Genomic DNA, 20925 nt, shown 5'->3' on the forward strand with positions numbered 1-20925 from the left:
CATTGTCAAAAATCAAATTCAAAAGATCGCAGCCTGTGGCAGCTCCTGCAGGGAAACGCGCGCGGGTAGGCCACCTCGCTTTGGCTTTTGATCTTCTTGCCCCTCGAGAGGCCTAATGTAAGGGGCAAGAGCCCTTGGTTATTTGGGGCTGTTACCGAAAAAACGGATATGTACGCCTTGAAAACATAAGCCTACCGCCTCGCAGATCCCCCGATGATTATTTTTTGTCGGCCATCGCTTGCGTGTCGCGGTCGATAGTTGGGCACCGTGTCGGGGCTGAGCAAACCTGACCGGAGCCCAATAATGATAAAAAAAAGCTCGGCCACAGCCGGAGTCCGCCAACGACTTCACCGGCTTGGCCATACCCGCCCGCAACCTCTTGCGTTGGCGATTCTTGCCGTACTCACGGGGCCGGCCTGCGCCACCACCTTTGACCTCAACGAAGACTGGAGCCTGTCGACCAAGACCAGTCTGAGCCTGGGCAGCAGTTGGTCGACGCAAAACCCCGACAAAAGCCTGATGACCCGCGCCAATGCCTTGCAGGCCCAGGGCGTGAATGCCAATGGCACCAGCGTCAGCGCCGACGACAACCGGCTGAACTTCGAGAAGGGCGATCCCATCTCGCAGCTTTTCAAGGGCCTCACCGATTTCAGTCTCGATGGCCAGGGCCAGGGCGCGTTCCTGCGCTTCAAATACTGGTACGACCACGCCTATGAAACCGGCAATGGCCGCTTCAAGGATTTCGACGATTCGGGCTGGGACGACCTGGCCAAGTTCAAGGGCTTCCAGGTCCTCGACGCCTACGTCTGGAAAGACTTCCAGGTGGCCGAGCATCCGCTGAACGTGAAGGTCGGCAACCAGGTGTTGTCCTGGGGCGAGGCGCTGTTGATCCAGAACGGCATCAACGTGATCAACCCGCTGGACATCTCGGCGTTCAACCGTCCCGGCGTGGAAATCAAGGAAGGCCAGTTGCCGGTGGAGATGGTGTCCTTCAGCTTCGGCCTGACCGACACCACCAACCTCGAAGGTTTCTATCAGTACAACTGGCGGCCCAGTGTCCTCGACGGTTGCGGCACTTTCTTCGCCAGCAGCGACGTGATTCAGCCGGGGTGCGGGCCGCTGTACCTGAGCCAGGTGCAGACCGATGATCAGATGCAGGCCGCGGGGTTGTACGCCACCTCCCGGGGCAATGAGTCGCCGTCCGATTACGGCCAGTTCGGCTTCGCCTTGCGCCAGATGATCCCGGCGCTGAACGATGCCGAAGCGGCGATCTACTACATCAACTATCACTCGCGGTTGCCGTATTTCACCCTCAACGCCAGGAACACTTCCTTGCCCGGCACCTTTCCCGGTGGCACCCAGGCGCCGAGCTATGCGGCGGCCTTCCCGGAAAACATTCACCTGTACGGCATCAGCCTCAACGGCGTCGAACCGGTCACCGGGATTTCCCTGGCCGGTGAGCTGAGCTACCGGCCGAACATGCCACTGGCGATCAACGCACCCGACGTCAACGTCGCCGTGATTTCCGGGCCGGGGGGCAGCTCCTGGGTGCAATTGCCGGCCGGCTTCAGCACCACCAATGGCAGTCAGTTCGATGCCTGGGAACGCAAGGGTGTCTGGCAGTTGACCGGCTCGGCCACCCAGGCCATCGACAACGTGCTGGGCGCCACGCGCCTGAGCCTGTTCGGTGAGGCCGGGGTCGTGCACATCGACGATCTCGGCGATGAGCGCCTTGGCCGTAACGCCGCGTTCGGCCGCAGTGCTCCGCGCAACGGCACACCGTGCAACACCGTGGCCTCCGGGGTCACCAACCAGTACTGCACCGACAAGGGCTTTGCCACCGAGTGGTCGTGGGGTTATCGCCTGCGCGCCAGCCTCGAATACAGCGATGTGTTGCCGGGCATCAACCTGATTCCGGCCGTCAACTGGCGACATGACGTCGAGGGCTATTCCTACGATCCGCAAGGGCCGTTCCAGGAGGGCCAACAAGCGCTGGGCGTGAGCCTGACCGGCGTCTACATGAACGATTACAGCGTGGAACTGGCCTACAACGCCTTCTTCGGTTCCAACGACTACAGCACCCTCGACGACCGCGATTTCGCATCCGTCAGCTTCAAGGCAGACTTCTAAGGAGAACCGTTATGCGTATGCAATTGTGCGTGCTGGCCCTGGCCTGCACCGTCGGCCTGGCACAGGCCAAAGGCACCGATTCGGCGGCCCTGGGCAAGACCCTGACCCCCATGGGCTCGGAAATGGCGGCCAATGCCGACGGTAGCATTCCGGCCTGGACCGGTGGCCTGGCGAGCAACGCCGGTACCGTCGACAGCAAGGGCGGCTATAGCGACCCTTATGCGGCCGAAAAGCCCTTGTTCACCGTCACGGCGAAGAATGTGGCGCAGTACGAGAAGTTTCTCAGCCCCGGGCAAATCGCCTTGTTCAAGCGTTTTCCCGACACTTACAAGATGAACATCTACCCGACTCATCGCAGCGCCAACCTGCCCAAGGAGGTGCTGGCGGCAAGCCGCGACAACGTGGCCAAGACCAGCATGGCCGATGGCGGCAACGGTCTGCATGACTACGCCAGGGGCATTCCGTTCCCGCTGCCCACCGAAGGCCTGGAGGTGATGTGGAACCACATGACCCGTTATCGCGGCGGCAGCTACGAGCGCATCAGCAGCGCCGCACTGGTGCGTGAAAACGGCGCCACCAGCTACGTGCGCAACCAGTCGCTGATCAACTTCGCCGACACCGTGAGTGGCCTGGAGGCGGGCTCCAACGTGCTGTTCATGTTCAAGAGCCGGGTCCTGGAGCCGGCGCGTCTGTCCGGCGAAGCGGTGCTGGTGCATGAGCCGATCGACCAGGTCGCCGAGCCGCGTTCGGCCTGGCAATACCTGCCGGGGCAACGTCGCGTGCGTCGTGCGCCGATGATCGCCTACGACAACAGCGCCCGTTACAGCAATGGCCTGATCACCGCCGACAACGTCGACGGCTACAACGGCGCGCCGGACCGTTTCGACTGGAAACTGGTGGGCAAGCAAGAGCTGTTCATTCCTTACAACAGCTACAAGATCGGCAGCCGCGACCTCAAGTACGACGCCGTGATCAAGCCCAACCACGTCAACCAGGACCTGGCCCGCTACGAGAAGCATCGGGTGTGGGTGGTGGAAGCGACCCTCAAGCCGGGTGCCCGGCACATCTACGCCAAGCGCCGCTTCTATGTGGACGAGGACAGTTGGCAGATCGCCCAGTCGGACCAGTACGACAGCCGCGGTGAACTGTGGCGCAGCGGTGAACTGCATGCGATTCAGCAGTACGACCACGGCTTCACCTACAACGTGCTGGAAACCTCGTACGACCTGATCTCCGGACGCTACTACGCCGGCGGCCTGGCCAACGAAGAGACAGAACCGATGCGCGTGGGCTTCGCCGCCAAGACCGACGACTACACCCCGTCGGACCTGCGGCGCTGGGCCAAGTAACCCTTCGCCAAATCACTGCAAACCCATTGTGGGAGCGGGCTTGCTCGCGAAGGCGTCGTGTCAGTCGCCATCAATGTTGGCTGACACACTGCTTTCGCGAGCAAGCCCGCTCCCACAGGGATCTGTGTATGCCGATGTTTATCTAAAGGAGATCTACCGTGCGCTACTGGATATCCGCTCTTGCCCTGGGCGCAAGCCTGGGTACCGTTCACGCTGCAACCCTCGATCAACCCCAGGCGAAGGCACTGGCCCGGGAGGCCTACGTGTTCGCCTACGCCACCGTCGAGCACGACAAAGTGCTCAGCGCCATTGCCGCGAAGCTGCCGTTCAACCGGCTCTACAGCGAACCGCGCTTGCTCGGCCCGCAGGACAACAAAGTGGTGTCACCGAACAACGACACCTTCTATTCCCGAGCCTTGCTTGATTTGCGCAGCGAACCGATGGTGCTGGACGTGCCGGCCGTGCAGGGGCGCTACTACAGCTTTCAACTGGTCGACATGCGCACCGACAACCTCGACTACATCGGCACCCGCGCCACGGGTGATAAAGCGGGGCGCTACCTGATCGCCGGGCCGGACTGGAAGGGTGAAGCGCCATCGGGTTTCAGCGGCGTGATTCGCTCGCCGAGCCGCCTGGTGTTCCTGTTGGGGCGCACCGAGGTCAAGGGCGAAGCGGATCAGAAAGACGCCGCTCAAGTGCTCAAGGGCTACGCTTTGCAAGCACTGTCCTCCGTGAGCGGCGGCGCGGCGCCTGAACCCTTGGCAGCGCTACAGCTTCCAGCGTATGCGGACACCAGACAGGGGCCGGCGCAGGCGCTGTTCAGCACCTTCAACGCCCTGGCGCCGCTGCACCAATGGAGCGCCAGCGAGCAGGAAAAGCTGGCCCGTTTCGCCGCCATCGGTGTGAAGCCGGGCGCCACATTCCAGGCGCCGGCGGATTTGCACGAAGCCGTCGCCCAGGGCGCCGAAGCCGGTCGCGAGCAAGTGCGCGCAGCGTCCAGCCAGCTGTCGGTGGAACAGCAGGGCTGGTTGCCGTCGCCGTCCAACGTCGGCAAGTTCGGCGACGACGACCTGACCCGTGCCGCGGTCGCCTGGCGCTACATCTACGCCAACGATGCGCTGGAAGCGCTGTACCCGATGGCGCTGCACGATGCCCAGGGGCAGATGCTCAGCGGCCAGCACGCCTATCGCCTGCATTTCCCCGCCGGTCAATTGCCGCCGGTGAATGCGTTCTGGTCGCTGACCTTGTATGACGGCCAAACCCAACTGCTCGCCGCCAACCCGATCCAGCGTTACGCCCTTGGCGACCGCAGCCCTGGTCTACAATACGATGCCGACGGCGGCTTGACCCTGACCCTGCAAGCCGATGCGCCCAAGGATGCGCCGCAGGGCAACTGGCTGCCGACGCCGCAAGGTCCGTTCAACCTGCTGTTGCGCCTGTACCTGCCCAAGGGCGGGGCACTGGACGGGAGTTATCAGTTGCCGACGATCACGAGGATCGAATCATGAACCTGATTTTCAGTCGCCGCCGGATGTTGGGCTGCATGGGGGTATTGGGAGGCAGCCTGATGTTTCCTCGCTGGTTGCTGGCCGCTGATTCCGATGACCTTCGCCAGATTGCCAAAGAGGCGTGGATTTACGCGTACCCCATGCTCATGCATTACCAGACCATGGAAAAACAGGCGCTCAACGCGTCTGCGCCGGAGTACGTCGGCGGCTTCAATCGCTTTCGCCATTACAGCGAGTTGTACACCCCGAACAACCGCGAAATCGTCACGCCGAACAACGACACGCCGTACTCCTGGGCCTGGCTCGACCTGCGCAGCGAGCCGCAAGTGTTGAGTGTGCCGACCGTGCCTGACGACCGCTATTACGTGCTTCAACTGGTCGACCAGTACACCCACAACTTTGCCTATGTCGGCGTGCTCAGCACCGGGCGCGATGCGGGAAACTACCTGATCGCCGGACCCGGCTGGCAAGGACAGATACCGGACGGTGTCACGGCCGTGCTGCGCAGCGAAACCGAAATCGTCATGGTGCTTGGCAGAACGGGCCTGAAAAACGCCGGGGACCTGCCGGCGGTGCGTGCCTTGCAGCAGCAATACGAGTTGCGTTCGTTGCATGAATACATCGGCAGTGCACCGCCCGTGGCTGCGCCAGCCATTGACTGGCACCCCTGGGACAGCAAGACCGGGTTGGGGCTGGAGTTTATCCCGGCGTTGAACCAGATCCTCAGCCTGTGTCCGACGCAACCGTCCGAGCTAGCCTTGCGTGCACGCTTTGCGCGGATCGGCATCGTGCCTGGCCAGGGTTTCGACCCGGCGACGTTGCCACCAGCCACCCGCAAGGCACTGCTCGCCGGGATTCAGGACGCCCAGGCGCAATTACAAACGGCGGTGAGCCAGGTCCGCACCACCCTCGGCCTGTTCGGCACTCGCGAAGCGATGGACGGCAATTACCTCAACCGCGCTGTTGCGGCGAATGTCGGCATCTACGGTAACAGTGTGGAGGAGGCCTTCTACACCGGCACTCGTGTGGATAATCAGGGGCAACCCTTGCAGGGCGGGCGAAGCTATCGCCTGCGTTTCGCACCGGGACAATTGCCGCCCGCCAGCGAGTTCTGGTCACTGACCTTGTATGACTTGCCGGACCGGCAACTGGTGGCCAACCCGATCAATCGTTATTGCCTGAGCAGCCGGGATCCTATGCAGATGGACGCGGACGGCGGGTTGACGTTGATCCTGCAGAACGCCACGCCGCCTGAGCAGAGCAACTGGTTGCCGACGCCGGCGAGCGGGGCGTTCACCCTGGTCTTGCGCCTCTATGGGCCCGGGCAGCAGGTGGTCAATCAGCGCTGGAAAATGCCGGTGGTTGAAGTGGTGTCTGCCTGAGTTGCGCTCCTACATCGGATCTGTGTCGTTCAAACCTGTATTGGACAACCTGGATCCCTGTGGGAGCGGGCTTGCCCGCGAAGGCGGAGTGTCAGGCGGTGTGGATTTTTACGGGTGTACATATCCGTTTCTTCGGTAACGGCGGCTTATGGTTTCGCCCTGACGGCGACTCCCTTTTTTACAAGCGCCTAAAAAAGGAAGCAAAAAACGCTCGCCCCGAACGTACGGCCCCTCGCTGAGGCTCGGGGTTCCTTCGCTGCGGTATTCATCCGGGGGCATTGCCCTCCGGTCGGCTTCGCTTCGACCTACATGCAATGAGTTCGACTGCGTCGAACGGCGCTGCGCGCCCATCCCCGGATGAACACCTGCGCTCAGCCTGCCGAGGGGGCGGGTGGATCAAGATCAAGAGCTGCAGGCGAGCTAACGCTCGGCCTGTAGGAGCTGCCGCAGGCTGCGATCTTTTGATCTTCTTGCCCTCCGGTTCTGTCCAGTGGGCAACCCGGCATGGATGGCGGCGGGCCCTGTAGGAGCGAGCCTGCTCGCGAAAAACCTGAGCGCACCGCGGGGTGTCAGGCCCCCCGCATCATCGTTGACCTCCATCGCGAGCAGGCTCGCTCCTACAGGGGATCTGTCACGGGGTAACGATATTGAACTGCGGCGCAAACGTATCGAGGCTGGACATCAATTCTCCAAGCTTCTTGCCATTGCCTTGCAACTTGATCAGGCCTTTCTGGATCGCCGTGGGGATATCCAGTTGCTTGAGGCTGATCTGTTCCAGGGTGGCCTTGCTCATGGTCACGCCGGCATCCGCCTGGGCGTTGAGGCCGGTGCGGTGGGTCAGCACGCCGTTGCGCAGGGTCAGGTTGAAGTCCTTGTTCAGGTCCTCGAAGGTCCAGTTCAGGGTCAGGTCATGGCCTGCGGCCTTTTCGCTGTCCAGACGCACGGCCAGGAAGTCGAAGAACATCTGCGGGCTCATCGCCCGCACCATGTCCACCGACACCGAAGTGCCTGCATGAGGCGGTACGCCGTTGCGCAGTTCCATGGCGCCGGTCAGGTACATGTTGCGCCAGGTGGCGTTTTCGCTTTGATAACCCATCTGCTCCAGCGCCTCGGCCTGGGCTTTGCGCGCGTCGCCGTTGTCCGGATTGGCGAACAGCAATTGATTGCCCAGTTGCGCGGCCCAGCGGTACTCACCCTTGGTCATCGCCGCGCGCATTTTCTCCAGTACCGCGGCTTCGCCACCCATGGCTTCGACCGTGTACTTCGCCGTTTCCACGGGTGGCAGCGGATTGAGGTTGGCCGGGTTGCCGTCATAGAAACCCATGTAGCGCTGATACACCGCACGGGTGTTGAAGCTCAGCGAGCCGTAGTAGCCACGGGTGTACCACTTCTGGTCCAGACTGCCGGGCAGTTTCTTGATCGAGTCGGCGATTTCCAGCGGTGTCAGGCCCTGGTTCAGCAGGTGCAGGGTGCGGTCATTGAGGAAGGCGTACATGTCGCGCTGGTCGGCGAGGAAGATGCGGATGCGTTCGCCGCCCCAGGTCGGCCAGTTGTGCTGGGCGAACAGCACGTCGCTCTTGTCGCCGTACCGCGCCAGGCTGCCGTCCAGGTACTCGGCCCAGGCCTTGGCGTCCCGCACTTGCGCGCCGCGCGGGGTGAGGATGTTGTGCATCATTTGCGTGGCGTTTTCCGCCATGCACAAGGCACGCAACTGCGGCAGGTACAGGTTCATTTCCGCGGGCGCCTCGGTGCCCGGGGTCAACTGGAATTCCACCTCGAGGCCGGCGATGGTGCGGGTCTCCAGTTCTTTGTCGATCAGGTCGGTGGGCGGGATCAGGGTGACGGTGCCGCCGCTCGGCGTGCTCTTGCCCAGGCCGGCATCGACCTGGCCTTTCTCGCCACGGGGCAGCAGGCTGCCGAACTGAAACTGCGCACGGCGGCTCATGGCGTTACCGGCGTAGACGTTCTCGCTCATCACGTGTTCCATGAACCCGGCGGGGGCGAACACCTTGACCTTGCCGGCCTTGACGTCGGCTTCGTCGATGACCCCGCGCACGCCCCCGAAGTGGTCGACGTGTGTGTGGCTGTAGATCACCGCCACCACCGGTTTGTGTGGACGGTTCTGGTAGTACAGGTCCAGTGCCGCCTTGGCGGTTTCGGCCATGGTCAACGGGTCGATGATGATCAGCCCGTCGTCGCCTTCGATGATGGTCATGTTCGCGAGATCAAGGCCGCGCACCTGATACAAACGCGGGCTGACTTCGAACAATCCGGCATGGGCGCTGAGCTGGGCCAGGCGCCAGAGGCTCGGGTTGACCGACTCCGGGGCCTGGTCTTTGGCGAGGAAGTCATAGGCCTGGATATCCCAGATGACCTTGCCCGCGGCGTCCTTGACCTGGCCCTTGAAGGGCGCGATCAAGCCCTTGGTGACCGACTCGTAGTCGGTGCGGTCGGTGAAGGGCAGTTGCTTCAGCACGGCGGCGTTACTGGCCGTGGTTTGCGGGCTGGCCGCGACCGGTGCATCGGCGGCGACCACCGATTGCACCAGGCAGGCAGTGATCAGGCAAGCGAGTAGCCCACGAGGGCTCAAGGTGAAACGAGGCATGGCGTCTCCGTTTTTTATCGTTATGGCTAGACCAACTTCGAGGGTAGGGCGGGGCACGGGCAGGGCGATCATCGGCAACGGACAAAAAACATTCAGGGCCGCTATCCTTGAGCCACGCATATCCAGCAGGTTGACCCATGCTTGAAGTCCATGGCGTTTTCAAAAGCTACGCCACACCGCAGGGGCAGCTGCCGGTGCTGCAAGGCGTCGACCTGACGCTCAGGCCCGGCAGCAGCCTGGCGCTGATGGGCGAGTCGGGCAGTGGCAAAAGCACCTTGCTGCACCTGATCGCCGGGCTGGACAAGGTCGATCGCGGCAGCATCCGCAGTGGCGGATATCGCCTGGAACAGATGAACGAAGGGCAACTGGCGAACTGGCGTCGTACGGAAATCGGCCTGGTGTTCCAGCAATTCAACCTGATCGGCAGCCTGCGGGTCGAAGACAACCTGGCGATTCAGGCGCGTCTGGCCGGGCGTCATGACCCACGCTGGCAAGCCCATCTGGTGCGGCGCCTGGGCTTGGGTGAGCTGCTGCGGCGCTACCCGGAGCAACTGTCCGGCGGCCAGCAGCAACGGGTCGCGCTGGGCCGGGCGCTGGCGTCGCGCCCGCCATTGCTGCTGGCCGACGAGCCCACCGGCAGCCTCGATGAAACCACCGGCGCCGAGGTGTTGCAGTTGCTGCTGGAACTGCTCGACGACAGTCCCACCAGCCTGCTGATGGTCACCCACAGTCCCGGCGTGGCGGCGCGGCTGGCGGAAAAGGCCCTGCTGTGCGGTGGGCGCCTGGCCGCTGTGGGCGAGCGCTGACATGGGCATCTTTGGCCAGACCCTGCGCGCGCTGCTCAGCCACTGGCGGCAGCATCCGGTGCAGTTTTTCAGCGTGCTGACCGGGTTGTGGCTGGCCACCGGCCTGTTGACCGGCGTCCAGGCACTCAACAGCCAGGCCCGCGACAGCTATGCCCGCGCCAGTCAGCTGATCGGCGGCGAACCCCAGGCCAGTCTCGGTGCGCCCGGTGGCGGCACCTTCGCGCAGCAATGGTTTGTCGATCTGCGCCGCTCGGGGTGGCCCGTGTCACCGGTGCTGCAAGGCCGGGTCACGCTCAAGGGGCATGAAGAGCAGCGCCTGCAGTTGATGGGCATCGAGCCGGTGTCGCTGCCGGCGGGCGCGGCGGTGGCGGGGCAGGCCTTGGCGATCGAGCAGGTGGTCGGCTTTTTCAGCCCGCCGGGCAGTACCTGGATATCGTCGCAAACCTTGCAGGCACTGGGCTTGCACGAAGGTGACCGGCCACTGAACCTGGCGGGCGTGGCGCTGCCGCCGCTGCAGGTGCAGGCCGACATGGCGCCCGGTGTGCTGCTGGTGGACATCGGTTTTGCCCAGCAGATTCTCGGGTTGCCGGATCAACTGTCGCGCCTGCTGCTACCGAAGGATTTCACTGCGTCGCTGCCGCACGTCTTCCAGGGCCAGCTGCAACTCAAGAGCGCCGGCGAAGAAAACAACCTCACACGCCTGACCGAAAGTTTTCACCTGAACCTTGCGGCCTTGGGGGTGCTGTCGTTCGTGGTCGGTCTGTTTATCGTGCACGCCGCCATCGGGCTGGCGCTGGAGCAACGCCGGGGTTTGCTGCGGACCCTGCGTGCCTGTGGGGTGAGTGCGCGCATGCTGATCGCTTGTCTCGCCGTCGAATTGGGTGGGTTGGCCCTGGTCGGCGGGGCGGCGGGGGTGGTCAGCGGCTACCTGCTGGCCGCCGTGTTGTTGCCGGATGTCGCCGCCAGCCTGCGTGGCTTGTATGGCGCTGAAGTGGCGGGGCAGTTGAACCTCGGCCTGTCATGGTGGTTCAGTGGTATCGGCCTGAGTCTGATCGGCGCGTTGCTGGCCGGTGTCAACAGTCTGCTGCGGGCGGCGCGTTTGCCATTGCTGGCGCTGGCCGACCCGCAGGCCTGGCATCAGGCCCATGCACGCTGGTTGCGCCGCCAGGCTTGGGTGGCGGCCATGGCCGGGGTGATCGCGTTGCTGGCGTTGATCTTCGGCGACAGCCTGGTCAGTGGCTTCGTGCTGATGGCGGCGCTGTTGATCGGCGCCGCGCTGGCGTTGCCGGTGGTGCTCAGTTCGCTGCTCAGTCTCGCTTCGCCGCGCAACCGCTCGGTACTGGGTCAATGGTTTGTCGCCGATTGCCGCCAGCAACTTCCGGCGTTGAGCCTGGCGTTGATGGCGCTGCTGTTGGCCATGGCGGCAAACATCGGTGCCGGCAGCATGACCGCAGGGTTTCGCCAGACCTTCAGCGACTGGCTCGAGCAACGGCTGACGGCCGAGCTTTACCTCAACCCACAGAACCCGGCCCAGGCCAGGGAGCTGCACGGCTGGCTCGACCAGCAGCCACAACTGGCGGCGGTGTTGCCCAACTGGCAGGTGTCGATCCAGTTGCAGGGCTGGCCGGCGGACCTGTCCGGGATCATCGACCACCCGACCTACCGCCAGCACTGGCCGTTGCTCGAAGCCCTGGGTGACAACCCTTGGGAACGTCTGGCCAACGACGATGCGGTGATGCTCAGCGAACAACTGGCCCGGCGCCTGCGTGTGCAACTGGGCGACCATCTGAGGCTGCCGACGCCCACTGGCCCCTGGTCGCCACGGATAGTCGGGATCTACGCCGACTACGGCAATCCCAAGGGCCACATTCTGGTCAATATCAACCACCTGTTGCGCGTCTGGCCGCAACTGGCACCGAACCGCTTCAACCTGCGCATTGAGCCGGCGTCGATCCCGGCGTTCGTCACGGCGCTGCAGGCGCGTTTTACCCTGGACGACAGCCGCATCGTCGATCAGGCGCAGTTGAAGGGCTGGTCCACGCAAGTCTTCGAACGCACCTTCGCCGCCACTGCTGCGCTCAATAGCCTGACGTTGTGCGTAGCCGGCGTGGCGCTGTTCATCAGCCTGCTGACCCAAAGCCAGAGCCGTCTTGGGCAACTGGCGCCGCTATGGGCACTGGGCGTGACGCGCCGGCATCTGATGTTGCTCAACCTGGGGCAGACCTGGTTGCTGGCGATGCTGACCCTGCTGCTGGCGTTGCCGTTGGGCATCGCCCTGGCGTGGTGCCTGGACACGGTGATCAATGTGCAGGCCTTTGGCTGGCGCCTGCCGTTGCGGGTGTTTCCGTTGCAACTGTTGCAGTTGATGGGGCTGGCGCTGGTGGCGACATTGCTGGCTTCGGCCTGGCCGTTGTTCCGTTTGTACCGCACGCAACCGGCGGACTTGCTGCGAACGTTTGCCCATGAAGATTAATCTCGGCGTCTTGCTCCTGGCGCTGCTGGTGCTGCTGTTGAATGGCTGCGATCAACCGGCGCCGGTAGAAAAGGGGTTTGCCGGGCTGGGCAACCAGGCCGCTGCGTTTACCAAGGTGGTGCCCGGCCGGGTGTTCAGCTTCCCGGCGGATCACGGCCCGCACGATGGCTTTCGCATCGAATGGTGGTACATCACCGCCAACCTGAAGGACGCTCAGGGGCACGAGTTCGGCGCGCAATGGACGCTGTTCCGCAGCGCCTTGAAAGCCACCCCCGAGGGGGCAGGCTGGCAGAACCAGACGATCTGGCTCGGTCACGCGGCGGTGACGTCGGCGACGGTGCATCACGCGGCTGAGCGCTACGCCCGTGGCGGCGTCGGTCAGGCTGGTGTCAGCGTTGCGCCGTTCAATGCATGGATCGACGACTGGCAACTGAGCAGCCAGGCAACAGCCGAGGATCCGTTGGCCGACCTGCTGCTCAGTGCCCGCGACAAGCGTTTCAGCTACCGGCTGCGGTTGACCTCGACAGGTCCGCTGGTGCTGCAAGGCGACAAGGGCTTCAGCCAGAAATCCGAACAGGGGCAGGCCTCTTACTACTACAGTCAGCCGTTTTTCCAGGCCAGCGGCAGCCTGGAAATCGACGGCCAGACCTTTCAGGTCAGTGGCCCGGCCTGGCTCGACCGCGAATGGAGCAGCCAGCCCTTGACGGCCAACCAGAGCGGTTGGGACTGGTTCTCCCTGCACCTGGACAGCGGCGAGCAGGTGATGCTGTATCGCATGCGGCAAAAAGACGGCGAGCCTTACCTCACCGGCACCTGGATCGACGCCCGGGGGCAGACACAGTTGCTGCACGCCGGCGACATCAGCCTCACACCGCAAGACAGGGCCAGCGTGGCCGGGCGCGAGATGCCCACTCGCTGGTCGATCAGGATCCCCTCCAGACACCTCGATATCGTCATCACCGCGCTCAATCCCCAGGCGTGGATGGACTTGCGCATACCGTACTGGGAAGGCCCGGTGCGCCTCAGTGGCAGTCATGCAGGGATCGGCTATCTGGAAATGACCGGGTATTAGAAAATCAGCGGCCCGCCACGACCACTCGCCAAACAGCGTCTATGCTCATCGCACACATGGCGTTGGGCCTGGCTTCAACGCCGTCTGTTGCCATCCATCACAGGGAAAGTTCTGCCTATGAAACGCCACGCACTGACCAAAGCCATCACCCTCGCCACCTTGCTGTCTGCCGCCAGTTTCGGTGCGGTTGCCGCCGAACTCCCGTTGTCCGAAGTGGTGGTGGTCGATCAGGTCGCCACCCAAGTCGTTTCGGTAGATACCGCAAACCGTATCGTGGTCCTCAAAGGCCCGCAGGGTAATGAATTCCCTGTGCAACTGACCGAGAAGGCGAAAAACCTCGACAACCTCAAGGCCGGCGACACGGTCGACATCAGGGTCACCAGCGCCGTTGCCGCCTTCCTCGACACCGATGTCGACAAAGGCCTGCCGGGCACTGCCGAAGCCACTGGCGAAGTGCGCGCAGCACCCGGTAGCGACAACCCCGGCGGCGAAGCTTACCGTCAAGTGAAAGTGCAGCTGAAAATCACCCACATCGACCAGAAAAAACACCAAGTGACTTTTGAAAACCCGGAAGGCAAGTCCAAGACGGTTGACGTCAAGCGACCTGAAGTCCAGGCCAAACTCAAGGACTTGAAAGTTGGACAAAGCGTTAACGTGGTTTACACCGACATATTGACGGTGACCAGCAAGCACTGAAATTGAGTGATATGGGCTGATTGTTTTTGTAGAAGTCTTGTACAGGAATAATCAGCTCATAGCGTCTAACGGTCGCGTTTAAAGCGTTGTGCGGCGTCGCAAACAAGTCGATATTTCCTTAAACATTGTGTCGATAAATTTCATCTTTGCAGTGCGGACATATTGATTCTCATCTACTAAAATGCTTTCCGTTCGCCCAGTGTGCGGCTCTTTACCAGTGCATGGATTGCCGAGGCCATTGCACTGGGCGAACACTTTATTGGTTGTATTGAAAGTTTCGGATATAAAAAAAACGGGCAACCTGCGGGTCGCCCGTTTTTTTTGGGGGTTTCAGCGTGGGCACGGTCCCCTGTAGGAGCTGGCCTGCCAGCGATGGTCGTTAACGATAACGCGGGTTAACTGGATGAACACGGCGCACTGGAGTCCATCGCCAGCAGGCTGGCTCCTACAGGTATTGCGTTATCGGTGTTTCCCGGGATTGCTCGAAGAGCCTTTTTCAACATCGGCCAACGCCGCGAAGCACTGTTCGATCGAGCGCCGTTGGCTCTCGGCATACAACGCCAACTCATCGATCGTCGTACGCCCCAGGGCCTTTTCGAACGCCTGCTGATTGGAGTGCACGCCGTAGCGGGTTTGCGCCGCGTCCCCCAGGTTCGACTGAAAAATCCCCGCTGCGCTGACCGGCAGGAAGTCTTCGTACACCAGCGGTTCAACCCGCAGGTAACCGCTGCCGAGCAGATCGTCCAGGGCGACGTTTTTCAGGTCGCCCGCCGCCAGGCCTTTTTCCGTCACGAAGTAGCGGAAGTAAGCCAGCTCCTGTTGGCGCATGCCTTCCCAGGTGTCGGGGAACTCGCTGAAATGCTGCGCCATCAGGGTGTTATAGCGCGCGGCGTTGGCCTCGTTGGGGAAGTCCTTGAGTTCGTCCCGCGCGGCATTGAGCAAGCGGTCGTACAGTGCGCGGCCTTTTGGCGTGAGGGCGGCACCGCGCTGTTCGATCTCGCCGAAGCGGGCACTGTGGCTGCCGCGAGCTTCGTTCTGATCGGTGAAGGCAATCGGCTCGTCGAGGGCCTTGAAACTGGTCTGGCGCAGCAGGATCGGGCACTGGCGGCGGGGCGGACCTTCGATCACTGCTTTGGGGGTGATGCCATGGGCGGGCATTTGCGCCTGGACGATGTCGATGTCCAGGGTCCGTGGCGTCAGGTGGTTGATGTGCGGGCCCTTGAACGCCACCACGTCGGCGATCAGCCGATGCTGGGCGCTGAGTTTCTGATACTGCTCGGCGGTGACGGTGGCGCTGTGGTGCCAGCGAAAGGTTTCCAGGGCCTGTTCGACGAATTCCCGGGCTTGCGGTTCGGTCAGGCCCCCCTCGGACTCGGCATGCTCGATGAGCGTAAGGGCTTTGGCGGTGAAGATCGAGCGCCGGTCGAGCATCGACTGGGCGAACGCTCGCAGCTCCAGGTCTTCGATCAACTCCAGGCGCAACAGCGAGGTGAACACCCGGAACGGACTGACCTGCAACGACGCTTCATGCACGGCGCGAAACGCCGTGGAATGCACCGGGACGCCGGCCGGTGTCAGGTCGTAGTAGCCCACCGGTTGCATCCCCATCACCGCGAACAGGCGGGCGAGGGTCGCCAGTTCATCGGCCGTACCGACGCGGATCGCCCCATGGCGCTCCAGGTCCAGGCGCTCGATTTCGCCAGTGCTGCTGAGCTGTCGGAGGATCTGTGGATCGCTGTGCAGCACGTGACGGTTGGTCTGCTCCACCAGCTCCATCAACGCGCCGTACAACGGCACTTCCTCGCGGTACATGTCGGACATCGCTTTGGAGAAGCGTTGGCGGATCAGGTCAGGGCTGACGAAGTTCGGGTGGTTCATGAACAGGATTCCTGGCGCGGTGACGTAAAGGATGGGCAAAAGATCGCAGCCTTCAGCGACGCCGACAAACGAAGTTTCTGACGAACTTCATTCTGCAAAGGACTGCAAACCTAGTGCAGCCGTTGATCCTGTGGACTCTCCGAGCGCAGCGATGCCAAAAACTCCCGATACAGGCGCGCCGAACCGGAGGGCGCTTCCACCATGGGCATGTGCCCGATGGCGTCCCAGATATGCACGCGCAGGTCGGCGATGCCCTTGCTCCAGACCGCCACGCTGCTGACGTCGATCAGCCGGTCCTTGCGCCCCCACAGCAACAGCGACGGGACGCTGATGTCGGGCAGGTGGGGTTCCATCGGCGGGCTGGCGCGGAAATCGCGGAAGATTTCTTCCAGCTCCTCGCGGGACTGTTCATAGCGCTGGGCCACGGCATCGAGCACGAGTTTCGGCACCCAGGGCGGGGATGCCATGGTCATGGCGTAGAAACGCTGGAATTCTTCCCGCGAATGAATCAGGAACGGGTTGTGGCCCTTGGCCAAATGCCGCTCCAGGTCACTGGGCTCGGGCGAGGTGACCCCCGCCGGGTCGATCAGGGCCAGGGACACAATGCGCTCGGGGTAATTGGCCGCGAGCCACGCCGCCATGTAGCCACCCATGGAGTTGCCGATGACATGGACTTTCTCGACGCCGCATACGTCCAGCAGCTGGATCATGCGCTTGGCCTGCAACGGGATGTCGTAGCCGCCGCCCGCCTTGAAGCCGGTTTCGCCATGGCCGGCGATGTCCGGGATGATCACGCGATGGCTGCCGACAAAGTGCCGGGCGAAACGCAGCCAGAGGTTCTTGTCGGCGCTGAAGCCATGGAGCATCAGCACACTGCTGGTGGCCTCGTACGGCCCGCCTTGCCAGGTCGAGACGGTCATCTCGGGGATGGGCACGACGATCTTGTGCAGCCGGTACAGCTTGGCCTCGGCCGCCATGCACAAGTCATAGAGCCAGTAGCCGATGGCCGGGTAGGTCAACCAGCTCCAGGCGACGAATACTGCGAGAACCACGAACAACAAAAGCATCACGCGTCTCCCTTCTATCTGCTCAGGACAAAATGTGATCGGCGGGTTTCAGCGCTCGGGTCAAGCGATGAAAGCTGAAACTGAACCCCGGAAACATCGCAATCACATGACCGCTCTTGCTTTGATACCAACTGTGGCAACCACCGGACTTCCACACGGTACGTTCCATTTCCCGGTGGATCATTTCAGTGTAGGTACGTTCCGCCTCATGGCGAACTTCGATGCTGCGTAAACCTTGAGCCTTCAACGTGCGAATGCAGTCGAGGATGTAGTTCATCTGCGATTCGATGATGAACAGCGCCGAGGTGTGGCCGATCCCGGTGTTCGGCCCGGTGACGATAAACAGGTTAGGAAAGTCGGGCAGGGCGGTGCCGAGGTAGGCTCGGGGGTATTGCGCCCAGACCTCCTTGAGACGGGTGCCGTTTTTCCCCGTGACCGGGTAGGAAATCACGCCGTCGGTGGCGTCGTAGCCGGTGGACCAGACGATCAGGTCCAGGTCGATGTGCTGGCCGTCCAGGGTAACGATGCCGGTTTCGTCGATGGCGGCGATGCCTTGCTCGCGGCTATGCAGCGTCACGTTGCGCCGCGCCAGTGCCGGATACAGCGTGCTGGACAGGATCACTCGTTTGCAGCCGATGGTGTAGTCCGGCGTCAGTTGGCGTCGCAGTTCGGCGTCCGGCACCTGGCGTTTGAGAAAGCGCAGGGCCTGGCGCTGGACCAAGTGTATCGCCGGCTTCGAATACTTGAAGGCAATCACCCGGGTTTCGAACTGCCAGTAGATCCCCCAGCGCAGCAGTTTGTAGGCCGGCTTGAGCCCCAGCAGCCAGCGCTGGAAACGGCCAAAGCTGCGGTCGGCCCGGGGCAACACCCAGTGGGGCGTGCGCTGGAACACATGCAAGTGCCCGACATCCGGGGCGATGGCCGGTATCACCTGGGCCGCACTGGCGCCGCTGCCGACGATGGCCACGCGTTTGTCCCGATAGTCGTAGCCGTGATCCCAGTTGTTGGTGTGAAACGTTTTACCTTGAAAACGCTCCTGTCCCTCGAAGTGCGGCACCACCGGTTGGCTCAGCGGCCCGGTCGCGTTGATCAGGAACTGCGCGCAATACGTGCCCTTGCCGGCGGTGTAGACGGTCCAGCGCTTGCTGGTGTCGTCCCATTCGATGCGCTCGACATTCGCGTCCAGTTCCACCTTGTCGCGCAGGCCGAAGTGTTCCACCACATGGCGGGTGTAGCGATGCAGCTCGGCCTGTTCGGCGAACATCTGCGTCCAGCGATAGGGTGCGAAAGACAACGAATACAGCGGCGAAGGTACGTCGACGGCCGCGCCGGGGTAGGTGTTCTGGCACCAGGTGCCGCCGAAGAAATCCCGCCGCTCCAGCAGGCGAAAATCGTCGATCCCGGCCTTGAGCAAATTGATTGCGGCACATTGGCCGCCAAACCCGCTGCCGATGATCAATACTTGAAAGGTCTGCATGGGCCTCCTCTTATGGTCATTGATCAACCCCTTCTTTCATGTATAGCCGTTTCCGGGGTGAGGCTTTTGCTTTTATGCGAGGGTGATGCCGCGATATTCAGCCCGCCAGCCGGTGATGGCTATTTAATCTCGCCCTGATAGACTCCAGCGCACAGGCGCAGGCTGTTATCGCATTCCGTCGAGTGGCACAGAGGCCTTATGGAAAAAGCGGGAGGAAAGGGTTTCTCATTGGCCAGGAGGCTCTATACATCGCGAATCCTGGGGGTGGCCCTGGGATTGGTGTGCGTGAGCGCGGCGATGTATCCACTCGATCCAGCGCCCTGGGTCTGGGGTTTCATGTGGTTTAATGGCCTGGTCTGGCCGCACGTGGCTTATCAATGGGCGCGCCGGGCCAGAAAGCCTTATCACGCCGAACACCGCAATCTGCTGATCGATGCCTTTCTCGGCGGCTTCTGGATTGCCGCGATGCATTTCAATCCGTTGCCCAGCGCGACCACCATTTCCATGATGGCCATGAACAACGTGGCCATCGGCGGCATGCGCTTCCTGCTGGCCGGGACGGCCGCGCAAGTGCTGGGCATCGGCGTCGGTTTACAGATTTTCGCCCCTGCGTTCATTCCAGCGACCAGCCCGCTGCAGCTCTATGCCTGTTTGCCCTTGCTGTGCCTGTATCCGTTGGCGCTGGGCTGGATCTGCTTCCGCCAGGCCCATACCCTCGGCCGTCAGAAGCGTGAACTGCTGGCACTGAGCCGCACCGACAGCCTGACGGGCCTGTTCAACCATGGCACCTGGAAGGACCAGTTGGAAGTCGAGTTCCAGCGCTGCAAACGCCAGCAAAAAGGCGGGGCGATTGCCCTGATCGACATCGACCATTTCAAGGCCATCAACGACACCTACGGCCATGTTGCCGGTGACATCGTCCTGCGTCAGTTGAGCAAAATGCTCAAGCAGAACCTGCGAGCGACCGATGTGGCCGGGCGCTACGGCGGTGACGAGTTCTGCGTGATCCTTCCGGACCTGCCCCTGAACCGCGCCGCGGTGCTCATGGAGGCGTTGCGTGATCGCTTCGCCACCTTGGGCTACGAGCAGAGTCCGGCACTGAAAGTCAGCCTGAGCATTGGCCTGGCGTCATTCGACCCGGCGCACGCCGACGCGACGCTTTGGCTCAACGACGCCGATCATGCGCTATACGAAGCCAAGACCACCGGGCGTAACCGCGTGATCTGTTGCGGCAATGGCAAACCCCATCGCGAACTGCTCGACTCGGCGTGACCGCCCACCGCAAGACCTGTGGGAGTCAGCCTGCTCGCGAAGGCGGAGTGTCAGGCGGCAGGGATGTTGGCTGTGATGGCCTCTTCGCGAGCAAGCCCGCTCCCACAGTAGATTTGTGGTGAGTCCATCACCTGTGTACACCCGCAATCCAAATGTGGGAGCGGGCTTGCTCGCGAATGCGGTGTGTCATTCAGTATTTGTATCGACTGACACTACGCCTTCGCGAGCAAGCCCGCTCCCACAGTGGATCTGTGGCGAGTCCAACATTGGTGTGCAACCGCGAACCAGGCGATCCGACGATGGCGTCGTGCCGGGTTAAACCATCACTCCTTCACGCTCATGAACTCTTCCGCGTAGCGGATGTATTCCTCAGGTTGCGTGTAGGTGTGAGTGAGCTCGGTCGCGCTCAAGTCCGAGGTCTGGGTGAGGATCTGGCGTTGCTCGCGCAGGCTGTCGTAGGTCGCCTTGATCGCGGCGAAGTAGGCGCCATGGCCGTCGATGGTCACACGCACACCCAGTTCGGCCAGGCGCTTGTCGTCGCGCAGCAGGGGGTTGCCGTAGGTGACCAGCATCAGCGGCACGCTCAGGTGCTCGGCGATCTGCTCCAGATGGTCGAAGTCCTTGACGCCCACCATGCAGATCCCGTCGGCCCCGGCTTGCTGGTATTGCCGGGTGCGGCTGATGATTTCCTGCACCGGCAGAATCCCGGCGTGGGTGCGGGCGATGATCGCCATTTCCTTATCGCAGCGGGCTTCCAGTGCCGCGCGGATCTTGCCGACGCCTTCGGCGACCGTGATCAGGTCGGTGGATTTGCGACCGAACTGCGCGGGCAGCAGGGTGTCTTCGATGGTCAGCGCGGCGACGCCGGCGCGTTCGAGTTCGACGATGGTGCGCATGACGTTGAGCGCGTTGCCGTAACCGTGGTCGGCATCGGCAATCACCGGCAACTGGGCAACGCGGCCGATGCGGGTGGCCTGCTCAGCGAACTCGCTGAGGGTGATCAGGGCAAAGTCTGGGGCGCCCAGCACCTGCAGCGAGGCGACCGAGCCACCCAGGATCCCGACTTCGAAACCCAGGTCGGCGGCGATGCGCGCCGACATCGGGTCGAACACCGAGGCCGTGTGGTAGCAGGTGTTGGAAGCGAACAGTTGGCGAAAGTTGCGGCGCAAATCTTGATGGGAAAGCCTGGACATATGAGTTCCACCAATGG

14 protein-coding genes are annotated in these 20925 nt (G+C 62.5%); 9 read left to right on the forward strand and 5 right to left on the reverse strand.

Annotated elements, in window-relative coordinates; genetic code table 11:
- The first annotated feature begins 303 nt into the window (after positions 1–303).
- The 4 genes from KW846_RS17325 to KW846_RS17340 all read left to right on the forward strand — a co-directional run bounded on the left by KW846_RS17325 (position 304) and on the right by KW846_RS17340 (position 6369).
- A complete protein-coding gene (locus KW846_RS17325) occupies positions 304–2130 on the forward strand; it encodes a DUF1302 domain-containing protein (RefSeq protein WP_218483726.1) in 1827 nt (608 codons plus the stop codon).
- Positions 2131–2141: 11 nt separating this feature from the next.
- Positions 2142–3479 carry a DUF1329 domain-containing protein gene (locus tag KW846_RS17330; RefSeq protein ID WP_218483728.1) on the forward strand — a complete coding sequence of 446 codons (1338 nt, stop codon included), beginning with the start codon at positions 2142–2144 and terminating at the stop codon, positions 3477–3479.
- Positions 3480–3637: 158 nt separating this feature from the next.
- The gene (locus KW846_RS17335; protein ID WP_218483730.1) at positions 3638–4987 is read left to right on the forward strand and encodes a DUF1254 domain-containing protein; all 1350 of its coding nucleotides are present in this window, start codon (positions 3638–3640) and stop codon (positions 4985–4987) included.
- Complete coding sequence (locus tag KW846_RS17340; RefSeq protein WP_218483732.1) at positions 4984–6369, forward strand: DUF1254 domain-containing protein; 1386 nt, start codon at positions 4984–4986, stop codon at positions 6367–6369. Before KW846_RS17335 ends, KW846_RS17340 begins: the two co-directional genes overlap by 4 nt.
- Before the next feature lie 631 nt (positions 6370–7000).
- Here KW846_RS17340 and KW846_RS17345 read toward each other — a convergent pair.
- Positions 7001–8974 (reverse strand): alkyl/aryl-sulfatase, encoded by a 1974-nt coding sequence (locus tag KW846_RS17345; protein ID WP_218483734.1) that lies wholly within the window; start codon positions 8972–8974, stop codon positions 7001–7003.
- 137 nt (positions 8975–9111) lie between these two features.
- On the opposite strand from KW846_RS17345, the gene KW846_RS17350 reads away from it, so the two are divergent.
- The 4 genes from KW846_RS17350 to KW846_RS17365 all read left to right on the forward strand — a co-directional run bounded on the left by KW846_RS17350 (position 9112) and on the right by KW846_RS17365 (position 14021).
- Positions 9112–9780 (forward strand): ABC transporter ATP-binding protein, encoded by a 669-nt coding sequence (locus tag KW846_RS17350; RefSeq protein WP_218483736.1) that lies wholly within the window; start codon positions 9112–9114, stop codon positions 9778–9780.
- Between the two features lies 1 nt (position 9781).
- Positions 9782–12253, forward strand: a complete 2472-nt coding sequence (locus KW846_RS17355) for an ABC transporter permease (protein ID WP_218483738.1) — start codon at positions 9782–9784, stop codon at positions 12251–12253.
- The gene (locus KW846_RS17360; protein WP_218483740.1) at positions 12243–13325 is read left to right on the forward strand and encodes a lipocalin-like domain-containing protein; all 1083 of its coding nucleotides are present in this window, start codon (positions 12243–12245) and stop codon (positions 13323–13325) included. The genes KW846_RS17355 and KW846_RS17360 overlap by 11 nt, the downstream gene beginning before the upstream one ends.
- Before the next feature lie 117 nt (positions 13326–13442).
- Positions 13443–14021, forward strand: coding sequence for a hypothetical protein (locus tag KW846_RS17365; RefSeq protein WP_008052121.1), 579 nt, complete (start codon positions 13443–13445; stop codon positions 14019–14021).
- A 459-nt stretch (positions 14022–14480) separates the two neighbouring features.
- Here KW846_RS17365 and KW846_RS17370 read toward each other — a convergent pair whose 3' ends face one another.
- The 3 genes from KW846_RS17370 to KW846_RS17380 form a co-directional block, all read right to left on the reverse strand.
- Positions 14481–15899: a VOC family protein gene (locus KW846_RS17370; RefSeq protein ID WP_218483742.1), complete on the reverse strand. Its 1419-nt coding sequence runs from the start codon at positions 15897–15899 to the stop codon at positions 14481–14483.
- A 110-nt stretch (positions 15900–16009) separates the two neighbouring features.
- The gene (locus KW846_RS17375; RefSeq protein ID WP_218483744.1) at positions 16010–16966 is read right to left on the reverse strand and encodes an alpha/beta fold hydrolase; all 957 of its coding nucleotides are present in this window, start codon (positions 16964–16966) and stop codon (positions 16010–16012) included.
- 22 nt (positions 16967–16988) lie between these two features.
- Positions 16989–18443 carry an NAD(P)/FAD-dependent oxidoreductase gene (locus KW846_RS17380; RefSeq protein WP_218483746.1) on the reverse strand — a complete coding sequence of 485 codons (1455 nt, stop codon included), beginning with the start codon at positions 18441–18443 and terminating at the stop codon, positions 16989–16991.
- Between the two features lie 198 nt (positions 18444–18641).
- On the opposite strand from KW846_RS17380, the gene KW846_RS17385 reads away from it, so the two are divergent.
- Positions 18642–19715 carry a diguanylate cyclase gene (locus KW846_RS17385; RefSeq protein WP_218480540.1) on the forward strand — a complete coding sequence of 358 codons (1074 nt, stop codon included), beginning with the start codon at positions 18642–18644 and terminating at the stop codon, positions 19713–19715.
- Positions 19716–20038: 323 nt separating this feature from the next.
- Here the strand turns inward: KW846_RS17385 and KW846_RS17390 are convergent, their stop codons facing one another.
- Entirely contained in the window at positions 20039–20908 is an 870-nt protein-coding gene (locus KW846_RS17390) for an oxaloacetate decarboxylase (RefSeq protein WP_007975765.1), read from the reverse strand.
- Positions 20909–20925: the final 17 nt, after the last annotated feature.

It is taken from the genome of Pseudomonas sp. PDM32, assembly GCF_019219225.1.
GTDB classification, from domain to species: domain Bacteria; phylum Pseudomonadota; class Gammaproteobacteria; order Pseudomonadales; family Pseudomonadaceae; genus Aquipseudomonas; species Aquipseudomonas laurylsulfatiphila.

What these genes read in the sequence shown, in the direction of transcription:
- KW846_RS17325 (WP_218483726.1), top strand. Translation starts at nt 304, where the DNA reads ATGATAAAAAAAAGCTCGGCCACAGCCGGAGTCCGCCAACGACTTCAC.
- KW846_RS17330 (WP_218483728.1), top strand. Translation starts at nt 2,142, where the DNA reads ATGCGTATGCAATTGTGCGTGCTGGCCCTGGCCTGCACCGTCGGCCTG.
- KW846_RS17340 (WP_218483732.1), top strand. Translation starts at nt 4,984, where the DNA reads ATGAACCTGATTTTCAGTCGCCGCCGGATGTTGGGCTGCATGGGGGTA.
- KW846_RS17345 (WP_218483734.1), bottom strand. Translation starts at nt 8,974, where the DNA reads ATGCCTCGTTTCACCTTGAGCCCTCGTGGGCTACTCGCTTGCCTGATC.
- KW846_RS17350 (WP_218483736.1), top strand. Translation starts at nt 9,112, where the DNA reads ATGCTTGAAGTCCATGGCGTTTTCAAAAGCTACGCCACACCGCAGGGG.
- KW846_RS17355 (WP_218483738.1), top strand. Translation starts at nt 9,782, where the DNA reads ATGGGCATCTTTGGCCAGACCCTGCGCGCGCTGCTCAGCCACTGGCGG.
- KW846_RS17360 (WP_218483740.1), top strand. Translation starts at nt 12,243, where the DNA reads ATGAAGATTAATCTCGGCGTCTTGCTCCTGGCGCTGCTGGTGCTGCTG.
- KW846_RS17365 (WP_008052121.1), top strand. Translation starts at nt 13,443, where the DNA reads ATGAAACGCCACGCACTGACCAAAGCCATCACCCTCGCCACCTTGCTG.
- KW846_RS17370 (WP_218483742.1), bottom strand. Translation starts at nt 15,899, where the DNA reads ATGAACCACCCGAACTTCGTCAGCCCTGACCTGATCCGCCAACGCTTC.
- KW846_RS17375 (WP_218483744.1), bottom strand. Translation starts at nt 16,966, where the DNA reads ATGCTTTTGTTGTTCGTGGTTCTCGCAGTATTCGTCGCCTGGAGCTGG.
- KW846_RS17380 (WP_218483746.1), bottom strand. Translation starts at nt 18,443, where the DNA reads ATGCAGACCTTTCAAGTATTGATCATCGGCAGCGGGTTTGGCGGCCAA.
- KW846_RS17385 (WP_218480540.1), top strand. Translation starts at nt 18,642, where the DNA reads ATGGAAAAAGCGGGAGGAAAGGGTTTCTCATTGGCCAGGAGGCTCTAT.
- KW846_RS17390 (WP_007975765.1), bottom strand. Translation starts at nt 20,908, where the DNA reads ATGTCCAGGCTTTCCCATCAAGATTTGCGCCGCAACTTTCGCCAACTG.